The sequence below is a fragment of the Micromonospora sp. DT62 genome (assembly GCF_049847285.1).
Classification (GTDB): Bacteria; Actinomycetota; Actinomycetes; order Mycobacteriales; family Micromonosporaceae; genus Micromonospora; species Micromonospora reichwaldensis.
Genome location: NZ_JBNCOB010000014.1, coordinates 38262 through 49984, shown reverse-complemented (window position 1 = coordinate 49984; position 11723 = coordinate 38262). Strand labels below are relative to the sequence as shown.

General features: G+C 70.7%; 10 protein-coding genes. 9 read left to right on the top strand and 1 reads right to left on the bottom strand.

Going from position 1 to position 11723, the window contains the following annotated elements; all coding sequences use genetic code 11:
* Positions 1 to 458: 458 nt before the first annotated feature.
* Positions 459 to 668: a hypothetical protein gene (locus ACPXCB_RS19715; protein WP_425877093.1), complete on the top strand. Its 210-nt coding sequence runs from the start codon at positions 459 to 461 to the stop codon at positions 666 to 668.
* Positions 669 to 679: 11 nt separating this feature from the next.
* On the opposite strand, the gene ACPXCB_RS19710 is transcribed toward ACPXCB_RS19715, so the two are convergent.
* The gene (locus tag ACPXCB_RS19710) at positions 680 to 922 is read right to left on the bottom strand and encodes a hypothetical protein (RefSeq protein ID WP_425877092.1); all 243 of its coding nucleotides are present in this window, start codon (positions 920 to 922) and stop codon (positions 680 to 682) included.
* A 30-nt stretch (positions 923 to 952) separates the two neighbouring features.
* Here ACPXCB_RS19710 and ACPXCB_RS19705 point away from each other — a divergent pair, with 30 nt between their 5' ends.
* The 8 genes from ACPXCB_RS19705 to ACPXCB_RS19670 all read left to right on the top strand — a co-directional run bounded on the left by ACPXCB_RS19705 (position 953) and on the right by ACPXCB_RS19670 (position 11551).
* On the top strand, positions 953 to 1855 hold the full coding sequence (locus ACPXCB_RS19705) for a PrgI family protein (protein ID WP_425877091.1): 903 nt from the start codon (positions 953 to 955) through the stop codon (positions 1853 to 1855).
* A 44-nt stretch (positions 1856 to 1899) separates the two neighbouring features.
* Positions 1900 to 3603, top strand: coding sequence for a VirB4 family type IV secretion system protein (locus ACPXCB_RS19700; protein WP_425877167.1), 1704 nt, complete (start codon positions 1900 to 1902; stop codon positions 3601 to 3603).
* Entirely contained in the window at positions 3600 to 6068 is a 2469-nt protein-coding gene (locus ACPXCB_RS19695; protein WP_425877090.1) for a type IV secretory system conjugative DNA transfer family protein, read from the top strand. The genes ACPXCB_RS19700 and ACPXCB_RS19695 overlap by 4 nt, the downstream gene beginning before the upstream one ends.
* Before the next feature lie 208 nt (positions 6069 to 6276).
* A complete protein-coding gene (locus ACPXCB_RS19690) occupies positions 6277 to 7131 on the top strand; it encodes a replication-relaxation family protein (RefSeq protein ID WP_425877089.1) in 855 nt (284 codons plus the stop codon).
* A gap of 308 nt (positions 7132 to 7439) precedes the next feature.
* Entirely contained in the window at positions 7440 to 8129 is a 690-nt protein-coding gene (locus ACPXCB_RS19685) for a hypothetical protein (RefSeq protein WP_425877088.1), read from the top strand.
* A gap of 96 nt (positions 8130 to 8225) precedes the next feature.
* Positions 8226 to 8957 (top strand): hypothetical protein, encoded by a 732-nt coding sequence (locus ACPXCB_RS19680; protein ID WP_425877087.1) that lies wholly within the window; start codon positions 8226 to 8228, stop codon positions 8955 to 8957.
* Between the two features lie 212 nt (positions 8958 to 9169).
* A complete protein-coding gene (locus ACPXCB_RS19675) occupies positions 9170 to 10486 on the top strand; it encodes a helix-turn-helix domain-containing protein (protein WP_425877086.1) in 1317 nt (438 codons plus the stop codon).
* A gap of 75 nt (positions 10487 to 10561) precedes the next feature.
* Entirely contained in the window at positions 10562 to 11551 is a 990-nt protein-coding gene (locus ACPXCB_RS19670) for a DUF932 domain-containing protein (protein ID WP_425877085.1), read from the top strand.
* Positions 11552 to 11723: the final 172 nt, after the last annotated feature.

The window sequence follows — 11723 nt, the reverse complement described above, 5'->3', positions numbered from 1 at the left end:
AGACAGGCCCATCCGACGGTGCGGTGGCAGCTGGGAGACATGGGGGGCGCAGTTCACGCGAAGCGGGGCGGCCAGCTTCGCCCCGTGCAAACGGCCGGTGAGCAGGGGCAGTTCGGCCCTCGCTCATGCTGTCCTTGAGGCCGGGTAGGAGGCGGTCGTTGACATCCGACAGGTCGTAGACGCCGTCGGCGTCGACCAGCAGCGTGTCGGTGAGCCGGGCCAGCTCCAGCGGCCGGGCTAACTCGCCGGACGAGCGCGCGGGCCGGGACACTTCCAGGCCGAAGATCGTGCCTACCTCGCCCGGCAGGCCTGGGCCAGCAGTTCGGTGAGCCCGTTACGTTGAGCGCCGAACCGGCCGGACACGCCAAGGTCGGCGTGGATGGTCAGTACCCCGCCGGGCGCCCAGCCCATTTCCACCGCGGTCGCGGCCAACCCGTACTGGCGTTGGTGGGCTCGCCGTGAATGCGGACCTGCAGCACGTCGACTGGCGGACGTACACCACCGCCAGCCTGCCGCGAGGCGACGCGGTGATCTTCGACGTCGCCTTCACCGCGACCTACCTGAGCCTGCAGCACCGCGGCGGCCATCTTCGCCACGGCCATCACGGCCTCGACCTGGTCCCAGCCGGCGCCCACGCCTCATCCTCGTCCGCGCCGTCCGGCCAATGATCCCCCACCGTTCACAACAGATTGGACTGTTGCTCATCTCCGGTAGCGGCGCGCAGCCGGGCTGCGAGGGCGTCGACGAACTCTCGGGCTGCGGTGAGCCCATCCACCGCCAGCCGGTTCGGCTGAGCCTGCGAACCGCGGCCGGTCCACGACTGCGGCAAGGAGATCCGCCGCTTGCCGCAGTCGATCTCGCACAAGAACACCAGCACGCCCTTCAGTCGGACGGCGAACAGCACTGGCAACTCATGGTCCACCAATGCATGGAAAAGGGTGTGTAACGAACAATGAACCCGAGAAAGAGCTCCTACGACGAGCCCTACAGAGCTCGTGTCCCGGCCAACGTCAACGAGCCCGACCGTATCGCGTTCGGGCTGACGTTCCGGCAGCTCGGCATCATCGGCGGCGTCAGCCTGGCCGGGTTCGGTCTCTACCGCGCCTTCCGACATCTCCTCCCACCAGCAGTCTGGATCATCGCCGGGGTCGTCGTGATGGCAGGCACCGTCGTGGTGGCGCTCGGCCGCCGTGACGGCCTGCCGCTGGATGTGTGGCTGCGACACGGGTTGATGCTGTCCCGTAGCCCGCGCACGCTCGCGCCCGGGACGGCGCGGGAAAGCGCGGTCGCGGACGTGGTCGGAAAGTCGAGCGTCCCGGCACCGCTGCGCTCTCCGGTCACGACGCTCAGCCCGAACGGCGTGCTCACCAGCGAGGGCAGCGACAAGGTCGTGATCGCTTGCGGCACCACGAACATCCACCTGCGTACCGGCGGCGAGCAGGCAGCATTGCTGGACGGATTCGGTCGGTTCCTCAACAGCCTGACCGGGCCTGCGCAGATCGTCGTGGCCGCCCAGCGGCACGACCTGACCGTGTACGCGCAGGCGACCGTCGACCACGCGCCGCGCCTGCCGCATCCGGCGTTGCAGGCCGCCGCCGACGACTACGCCGAGTTCCTCCTCGACCTCGACCACGAGCGTGATCCGCTGCGCCGACAGGTCCTGGTCGTCGTCACCGGAGAACACGCGGCCGACACCGCCGTGCGTGCCCTGTCCGGCCTCGGCGTCGAAGCCGCGGCGCTCGACGGGCCGGCCGTCGCCGCCGCGCTGGCCACCGCGGTCACCCCCTTCTCTCCCCCACCGCCTGGCCCTCGCGCGGTGCCCGGCGCCCCGATCACCCTACGGAGGACACCGTGAACCTGTTGAGACCCAACAAGAAGAGCATCGCGGCCGGGGAGGGCATGCCCTCCCCGGCCGCGTTGTCGGTCACCCCGTGGCACGTGCAGGTCGGCGACGGGTACGCCGCCACCTACGCGGTGTGCGGCTACCCGGCTGAGGTCGGCCCCGCCTGGCTCGATCCGCTGCTGTCCTACCCCGGCCGCGTCGACGTCGCGGTGCACCTGGACCCGGTAACGCCGCAGCTGGCCGCGCCGATGCTCAAACGCCAGCGGGCCCGCCTCGAATCGTCCCGACGGTTGGACGCCGACCAGGGCCGTTTGGGAGATCCGATGGTGGAGGCAGCGGCGGCCGATGCCGCCGACCTCGCCGAGCGCGTCGCGCGCGGAGCGGCGAAGCTGTTCGAGGTCGGCATCTACGTCACCATCCATGCCCGTGACCTCGACGAGCTGCGCGCCGTCACTGCGGGCGTGAAGTCGGCCGCCGCCAGCGTGCTGCTCGACCTGCAGCCGGCCACGTTCCGCCACCAGCAGGGCTGGGTGGCAACGCTGCCGGTCGGCGTGGACCCGCTGCAGATGCGCCGAATCCTCGACACCACCACCCTCGCGGCAGCGTTCCCGCTCGCGTCGGCGGACCTCGCCGCTCCCGCACCCGGCATCGTCGCCCCGCCCGAGGGCGTGCTCTACGGGGTCAACACCACGTCCAACGGCGTGGTCATCTGGAACCGGTGGGCACAGGACAACCACAACAGCGTGGTCCTGGCACGAAGCGGCGCGGGGAAGTCGTACTTCGTCAAGCTCGAAGTGCTGCGCAACCTGTACCAGGGCACCACGGTCAGCGTGATCGACCCGGAGGACGAGTACGCGCCCCTGGCCGAGCACGTCGGCGGCACCGTCGTGCAACTCGGCCAACCGGACGTTCGCATCAACCCCCTCGACCTGCCCGCCGACAATCGACCCGACACGCTCACCCGCCGCGGGCTGTACCTGCACACGCTGATCTCGGTCATGCTCGGGGCTGCTCCCCCGCCGGCTGAACGCGCTGCCCTCGATCGGGCCATCACCGCCACCTACGGCCGCGCCGGGATCAACGCCGACCCGGCCACCTGGACCAGGCCGGCGCCGCTGCTACGGGACCTGGCCGAGGTGCTCGCCGCTGAGGATGACCCAAGCGCTGGGCAACTCGCCGCCCGGCTGGCCCCCTGGATCGTCGGAAACTTCGCCAGCCTGTTCGACGGGCCGACCACCACCGTCCCAGGCGGGCACCTGGTGGTGTGGTCGCTGCGGCACTTGCCCGACGAACTGCGCACCGTGGGCACGCTGCTGGCTCTCGACTCCATCTGGTCGAACATCGACACACCGGCCACGGGCATCCGCCAGCGGCGGCACCTCGTCGTGGTGGACGAAGCCTGGCTGCTGATGCGCGACGGCGAAGGCAGCCGGTTCCTGTTCCGGATGGCCAAGGCCGCCCGGAAACGGTCCGCCGGCCTGTGCGTGATCACCCAGGACGCGGCCGACGTGCTCTCGACCGACCTCGGCCTCGCCGTGGTCGCCAACGCCACGACACAGGTCCTGATGCGGCAGAGCACGCAGTCGATCGACGCAGTGAGTGAGGCGTTCAACCTGACCGCCGGAGAGTCGCGGCTGTTGCTGTCGGCGCCCAGAGGCGAGGGCCTGCTCGTCGCCGGGCGCAGCCGCATCCCCTTCCGCAGCGTCGGCTCGGCCGCAGAGCACCAGCTCGCGGTGACCGGTATCGGGGAGGAGAAGTGATCCTCGCCGCCACCCCGACGTGGCCCGCCGAGACATGGCGCTGGGCCATCGCCCGGCCGTGGCTCGGCTTCCTCGCCGCCGCCGCGACCGTCGCAGTGATGCTCGGCCACGACCAGGTTCTCGCCTGGCGGCACCGACGGCTCACGACTGGTGCGCGATGGGTGACCATCGCCGCCCCACCGCAGGTCACCGCCGAGACCGCCGCCGCGTTCTGGACCACCCTCATGGGCGTGCTGACGCCCTCAGTGTGGCGCCGGCGTGTCTTCGGCTACCCGCACGTCGCCTGGGAGTACACCTGGACCGGCCGCGTCCTGACCATCCGGGTCTGGGTGCCCGGTACGGTGCCGCCCGGCGCGGTCGAAGCCGCCGTCCGCACGGCCTGGCCCGCCGCCACTCTCACCACCACAGAAGCCGCCGCGCCGATCCCCGCAGAGGTGGGCGAAGAGGTGGGCGGGGCGCACTGGCCGCAGCACACCGACGTGCTGCCGCTGCGTAGCGAGCACGACTCCGATCCGCTGCGGGCGCTGCTCGCGGCCGGGGCCGAGGTGCATCATCGCGAACACGCGTGCGTGCAGATCCTCGCCCGCCCGGCAGCCGCCCGCCGCGTACGGGCAGCTCGGCGGACGGCGGCGAACATCAGCATCCACCCACGCGGGCGGCCCGACGTGGCCGCCCGCGCCCTCTCCGGCGCGGCGGGGCTGGCCCTCGAACCTCTGCTGTGGATTCTCGACGTAGTCACGTCCAGCTCGGCCCGGCCCGGCGGCCCAGCCACGGTTGGGCGGGCGGCCGAGCGGGATCCGGTGGCCAACGCCGAGGCCCGCACGCTCGTGGACAAGGCCGTACGGGTGCCGCACTTCGAGGTCGCGGTCCGGTTCGCCGTCGCCACCGACCCTGACAAGACGCCACCGGACGCTCGGCGGGCGAAGCAGACCCGTGAGCGCCTGGTCGGGCTCGGCCACACCATCGCCTCGGCCGCCGCCACGTACACCGGCCCGAACCGGCTGCGGCGGATGAAGATGCCGCAACCGGTCGCTGCCCTCGCCGGGCGGCGGCTGCGACGGGGGTTCCTCGCCACCGTGCCGGAACTCGCCGCCATGGCCGCGTTGCCCCAGGACCTCGCAGTGCCCGGCCTGGATCGGGCTCGGGCCAAGGCTGTGCCGGCGCCCGTTCAGGTGCCTTCCGGTGGGCGAGGCGTGAAGGTGCTGGGCCGGTCGCAGCTCGGCCACAGCAGCGTCGGGCTGAAGGTCACCGACGCCCGCCAGCACGTGCACGTGGTCGGCAAGACCGGCGTCGGCAAGTCCACGATGTTGCTGAACATGATCCTCGGCGACATCAAGGCGGGGCGTGGGACAGTGGTCATCGACCCGCGCGGGGACCTGATCACCGACATCCTCGACCGGCTGCCGGCGTCGTACGCGCAGAGGATCGCGATCATCGACCCGGACCAGGAGAATCCCGCATGCTTCAACCCCCTTGACGACGGCGGTGACCGGCACCTGGCCGTCGACAACCTCGTCGGGATCTTCGCGAAGATCTTTCAAGGTCAGTGGGGGCCGCGAATGGACGACACCATGCGGGTCGCGTGCCTGACGCTGATGCGGCACGCGAAACCGACGCTGAGCCTTGTGCCGTCGCTGTTGCAGGATCGGGAGTTTCGGGGCAGGTTCACCCATGGTCTGGACGACCCGGACGGCCTCGGTGGTTTCTGGCTCTGGTACGACGGCATCAACGAGCAGTTCCGCGGGCAGGTCATCGCGCCCGTGCTCGCCAGGCTACGGGCCTTTCTGCTGCGGGACTTCGTCAAGAGTGTCATCGGCAATGCCCACTCTTCGTTCGACATGGGCAAGATCCTCGACGGTGGGGTCCTGCTGTGCCGGCTACCCAAGGGCATCCTCGGCGAAGAGACCAGCCGCATCCTGGGCTCGCTGATCGTGGCCCGGGTGTGGCAGGCCGCCATCGCGCGAGCCACCGTCCCCGAAGACCAACGCAAGGACGCATGCCTGTACGTGGACGAATGCCAGAACTTCCTCACGCTGCCAGGCAGCGTGGGAGACATGTTGGCCGAGGCGCGCGGGTTCCGCCTCGGGCTCGTGCTGGCGCACCAGGATCTCGCCCAGCTGCCCCACGACGTGGCGGCTGCGGTGTCCGCCAACGCGCGCAGCAAGCTGTTCTTCACCGTCGACCCAGCCGACGCCAGGGAACTGTCCCGGCACACCAGGCCCGAGCTGGACGAGCACGACCTCGCCCACCTCGACGTCTACACCGCCGCCGCCCGGCTGCTGGTCGGCAACCGTGAACTGCCCGCGTTCACCTTCATCACCAACCCACCCACGCCCGTCGTGGGTGAGGCGACGGCGATCCGGCAGGAGTGCGCCGCCGCCCACCGCCGTGCCGGTGGCGAGCCACCGATGCAGCAGCTCGCCCGCACCGCGATGAAGCGGCGCATGAACTCACACGACCGCTGACCACCGGGGCCGCTCGTTCGAGGGCTCGGCTGGGTGCGGCACCGGGGGCTCGTCTGGGGGCGTCCACGACACGAGGACCCAAGCGAGCCCCCCGCACTCGGCCTGTCAGGTACCTGGCCTGGCCAAACCTGACCGCTGGCCGGGCCGCCACCAAGATCGAAACATCCAGACTCCCTACGGGATTCTCTCTCCACGGGGTGAGCCATCCATGCCACCATCACGCTCCGCCAACCTTCTGGCCATCTATCCCCACATCACCAGCCGTGACCGCCTCCTGCTTCAGCTACTCGACGATCACCAGGTCCTCACCACCGACCAGATCCACCGCATGCTGTTCCAGGCTCGTCGTACCTGTCAGATCCGCCTGGGTGAGCTGTTCGGGCTGGGCCTGCTGGACCGGTTCCGGTTCGCCCGCGACGGCGGTGGCAGCCAACCGTGGCGCTGGACGCTCGGCCACAACGGGCACCGGTTCCAGGCCGCCGCCCACCAGCGGCCCGAACCCACCCTCCGGACGAGTCGGCAGACCGTGCAGCGGCTGTCTGCGAACCCGCACCTGGCGCACCTGCTCACGGCGAACGAGTTCTTCGTCCGGCTCACCGCGTACGCCCGCCGGCAACCGGAGGCGCGGTTGGACCGCTGGTGGTCCGAGTCGCTGACCACCAGGCAGTACCGGACCATCACCGCAGACGGGCACGGTCTGTGGAGCGTCGGCGACGCCACGGTCGGGTTCTTCCTGGAAGCCGACACCGGCACCGAACCGCTCGGCCGGGTAGTGGCCAAGCTCGACCGGTACGCGCAGCTGATCCGCCGCGGCGGCCCCCGCTACCCGGTGCTGTTCTGGCTCGGCAGCGAGCAGCGCGAGGAACACCTCCACCAACTCCTGCACGCCCGACGCGGCGACGTCCCGGCCGCGACCGCCACCCACACCAACCATCCGACCGAAGCGGTCTGGCTCCCGGCCGGCGCCATCGGCCGGGTCCGGCTCACCGATCTGCCCAGCGACCACGGCCAGCCCGTGGCGGACAACCCGAACTACGATGACGACGGGGACTTCGTCCTCTGACAGGCCCTGTCAGGCCAACGGCGAGTCCCGTCATCGCAGGTCAAAGGCATGGCCGCGATTCCTGACAGAGGTGGTGCTGTCAGGTCACGAAGTTACGGTGCAGCTTCTTCTTTCTGCTCGCACCGCCGCCCGTCTGTTCCTCTTCGGTTCTGCCCGCGCCAGCGGCATCACCTCCAGCCCACCGTTTCGGTCGGCTCGTGATCCACGCCTCGCGCCATTCACGGCAGCTGCCCGGTTCAGACGCCGCGCTCCGGTGGCACCACCCACGCCCATCCAAGCCCACTCGTTCGCGAAGGGAGCACCCCGCCATGCCCAAGCCCATGCCGCTCACCGCCCAGATCGTCACCGTCTGCTTCGCCCCCGGTGACGACGCCGACTGGTTCGCCGCCTCGGAGAAGGTCAACGACCTCCTGCACGCCAACGGCACCCCGGCCCGGCGCTACCACGTCCGTCACCGCCGCCTCATCGGCTGGCTGACCCGCTTCCTCGGTTACTACCTGCTCGACGCCGCCCGCCGCTTCGGTGCGGTGACGGTGGCCGCCGGAGGCCGTAAGAGTCGCCTCGACCTGACCGGCACCGCCGCCAGGGCCGCCAACGACGCCACCCTTCGGTGGCGTGCATGGAACACCCACATCAACGCCACCACCAAGCCCGCGCAGCCGTGGGAGGACTATCTCGCCCAGCACCACGCCGACCCGGCCAAGGTCACCCTCAACGAGGCACGCCGCCGCTTCGAGCAGCAGCCGCGCGTACTGGCGATGCTCGCCCATTCCTTCGACCCCTACGAGCTGTCCGTCTACCAGGCGGGCGAAGCAACGTACGTCGGTCTCTACTGGCGCATCGCACTGATCGGCGACGCGCTGATCACCACCGACGGCCGTCTGCTCATCCCCGCCAGTGACTCCGTCGCTGACCGATTCCGCTTCCTCAACGAGGCGTGCGGCTACCTACGCAGCCTGCACTCCACCGCGCGGCTGTGCGCCGTAGCCATCGCCTGACCCACTTCTCGCCTGAACCTCCCGAGGACCGGTCGCAGCCCCGCTGCGACCGGTCCTCGGCATGCCCGCACCCTCACGCCCGTAAAGGAGATCCCCGTGTTCCTGACCGATCCGGCGCTACGGCGTATCGCCGCCGACACCAACGACGTCCTACCCGAACACCTGTGGCGTCACGACACCGCCACCCTCGACCCGATCGGCGACCTCGCCCGCGTCCTGCACAAGACCGCCCGCGACTTCGCCGAGAGCACCGCCGCCCTCGACAGTGCTCTCGCCCGGGTGGGCGAGCTTGCCGACAGGGCTCGACGCGGCCTGGCCGTGCGCGCCGACCAGCACGTGGCCGGCTACGACCAGGCCCTCACCAGCGCGCTCATCGCCCGCGAACGGCACGTCGCACTCGGGACGGCCCTCATCGCCTGCTACCGCGCGTGGCGCAACCACCGGTCGCTTGGCGACGGCGACGAGCGACACCTGCTCCTGCAGCGCAGCGATCCCTCGCGCGGCGTGGCGACGCTACGGCTCAAGGACCAGCGCACCTGGCTGGTAGTGCCCGACGCCGAGGCTGCCGCCGCCTTCGGCATCCCCTACCCGGACCGTGTCGTGGGCGAGGTCACCGAGACCGACCAGGGATGGGCGCCGACCGCGTACACCGACCCGAAGCATCGACAGATCAGGTCCGGGATGGCGTACCCGCTGCCGGTGTGTGACGACCTCGCCCCGGTCTGCCGGTCGCTGCTGCGCTGGTGGCAACTACGCCACTCCGACGCCTGGCACAGCCGCACCCCCGCCCAGCTCACGCCGGCCGAACTCGCGTACCTCGCCAGCTAGGTCAGACGCGCACACCCGCCTCCGATCACTGGCCCCTCGGCTGCGTCCTGCGGCCCGGGGCCACCGGGCCGCATCCCAACAAGCACCCAGTACGGCAGCGCACCGCCTCACGTGCCCGCCGCGCTGGCCGCTGCCCGCGACCCGGCGCACGACCGTCCGGCACAACACCGTGCCAGGCAACCCCAACCCCACGCTCCCGAGGAGGGAAACCGATGGAGAACCTGTCCCTGACGCCTGCCACGCAGGCCGTCCTCGATGCCCTGACCGAACTCGGTCAGGGCACCATCCACGAGCTGGCCGACCGCTCCGGCAAGGCCAAGTCGACCACCGACAGGGCGATCAGGACCCTGGCTGACGCCGGTGTGATCGTCGCGGTGGAGACCGATGCCGACCCGGCCGAGGGCGCGCCGGCCCGATGGACCCTGGCAAACCCCGCAGAACCCACCACCGTCGTGGACGACAACGCCGATCTCGACGACGAGCACACGGCAGGCCCGGACGGGACCGACCTCGGCCACCCGGACCACGACAGCACGGTCGACGAGCCGGATGCCGACCACACCGAACAGGCCGGAACCGACGGCGACGGCGAGGGCGACAGCGACAGCGACAGCGACAGCGACAGCGACGGCGACAGCGACGGCGACGGCGACCAGAGCGGCGAGGAGGAAACCGACCGGGGTGGCGGGGCCAACGACGCGGAGAGCGAGGCCGGCCAGGACACCAGCGACGAAGGCCCGAACCGCGAGCACAGCGGCGAGGACGACGAAGGCCGGTCGGTGGCCGTGGTGCAGCCGGCGCGTCCCGGTGACCGCAAGGTCATGGCCATCAAGGGCGTCTTGGCCGACTACAGCGACGACGGCGCGACCCTTGATGTGATCGTGGCCGAGAGCGGCATCGGGCATCCGACGGCCACCCGGCTGTTGACCGCGATGGAGCAGGCCGACGCCGCCCGCCGCCTCCCCGGTCTACCGGAGCGGTGGATCCCGGGACCGACCAAGGCCAGTGAGGTCGACCCGAACCCGGAGCCGCCCCGCTGCCCGCTCTGCCTTCAGGTCATCCGGAAGTCGGCAACCACGCCGAGCGCCACGGCGACGGTGCTGCCGCTGATCCGTCAGGACGGGACACTGCACGTCGTCGGCCCGGACGGTGAGACCCACATCGTCGCTCTGCCCACCCGCACCACGGCCCGCGCGAGGGGCGTCGTCACGAGCGGGGGCCGACGCGCCGACTTCACCGCCAACGCCGACGGCAGCCAGCCGTTCGGTCGCGGCGAGCTGGAGAAGCTGACGCTCGACGTCCTGGCGGCCAACCCTGGCACAGCCATGAGCCCGCAGGACATCGCCACCGCCATCGGCAGGCAGTTCGGCCGCGCCGTCAGCAACGGAGCGGTACGCAACAACTGCACCAAGGCCGCCGCCGCGGGCCGCATCCTCCTGGTCTCCGACGCGCCGCTGACCTTCGCCTACCAGGCGCAGCCCGACGCCGACGACGCCGGGCAGGGCGACGCCGCTCCCGAGCGGTCCTGAGCCACACGAATCCCCATCCCTTCGCGGGGGCCGAGCGTGCGCTCGGCCCCCGCGGCACATCGAGAGGAGAACTCCGTGCCACACGAACTCGAGACCTTCACGGACGGAACGACCGCCTTCGCCAGCGCCCGCCTGTCGGCCTGGCACCAGCTCGGCACAGTCACTCAGGAGACCATGCGCGCCGAGGAAATCATGGCCGCCGCCCGGCTGGGCGGATGGGGCGTGCGCACCATCCGCACCGTTGGCATCGACCTCGTCGACGGAGTCGAGGTGCAGATCCCCGCCGGCGACAAGCGGATGACCGTGCGTCGCAACCCCGCCACCGGCCAGACCGAGTACCTGGGCATCGTCGGCACCGACTACACCGTGGTCCAGAACGAGCAGTGCGCCGAGATGCTGGACCGCATCGTGGACCAGGTCGGCGGCGCCCACTTCGAGACCGCCGGCAGTCTCCGCCGCGGCAAGAGCGTGTTCGTGACCATGAAGCTTCCGGACGCGATGGAGATCGCCGGGGTCGACCGCCTGGACCTCTACCTCATCGGCACCACGTCGCACGACGGCACCGCCGCGCTGCGGGTGGACGCCAGCCCAATCCGGGTGGTCTGCGCCAACACCCAACGCGCGGCCTTCCAGCATGCGGTCGGCCACTACACGTTCCGACACACCTCCAACGTCAACTCCCAGATCAGCCAGGCGCGCGAGGCGCTGGGCCTGATGTGGAAGTACATGGAGACCTTCGAGCGGGCCGCCGAGCGCATGCTCAACACCGAGATGGCCATGCGCGAGTTCGAGAACGTGGTGGCGCAGGTGTGGCCGGTCAAGGACAACGCGTCCGAGCAGACGAAGAACAACGCCAAGCAGCGGCTCGGCACCCTCAAGTACCTGATCCGCGAGGCCGACACCGTCAAGCCCATCACCGGCAGCCGGTGGGCCGGGTACCAGGCCATCACCGAGTACCTCGACCACTACCAGCCCGCCAAGAACGAGACCGCGCGCGCCAACCGCGTGCTGACCGGCAACGCCGGCGACCTGAAGGTGGCCGCCTTCGACCTGCTCAAGGTCTGACCACCCGCTCGTTCACACCTCCGGGGCAGCGGCCGCCGTGCCGCTGCCCCGGCCCCAGAGGAAGGGCCAAACGCCATGACAAATACGACCTGGTGGGAATTCGACCAGACGGGCGGCCGACGTCGGCTCTCCGCCGTTCGAGACTGCCGGCTTCCTCCGCCACCCCCACGCC

Coding starts and splice junctions, on each gene's coding strand:
- ACPXCB_RS19690 (WP_425877089.1), top strand. CDS start 6,277: ATGCCACCATCACGCTCCGCCAACCTTCTGGCCATCTATCCCCACATC.
- ACPXCB_RS19705 (WP_425877091.1), top strand. CDS start 953: ATGAACCCGAGAAAGAGCTCCTACGACGAGCCCTACAGAGCTCGTGTC.
- ACPXCB_RS19685 (WP_425877088.1), top strand. CDS start 7,440: ATGCCCAAGCCCATGCCGCTCACCGCCCAGATCGTCACCGTCTGCTTC.
- ACPXCB_RS19675 (WP_425877086.1), top strand. CDS start 9,170: ATGGAGAACCTGTCCCTGACGCCTGCCACGCAGGCCGTCCTCGATGCC.
- ACPXCB_RS19700 (WP_425877167.1), top strand. CDS start 1,900: ATGCCCTCCCCGGCCGCGTTGTCGGTCACCCCGTGGCACGTGCAGGTC.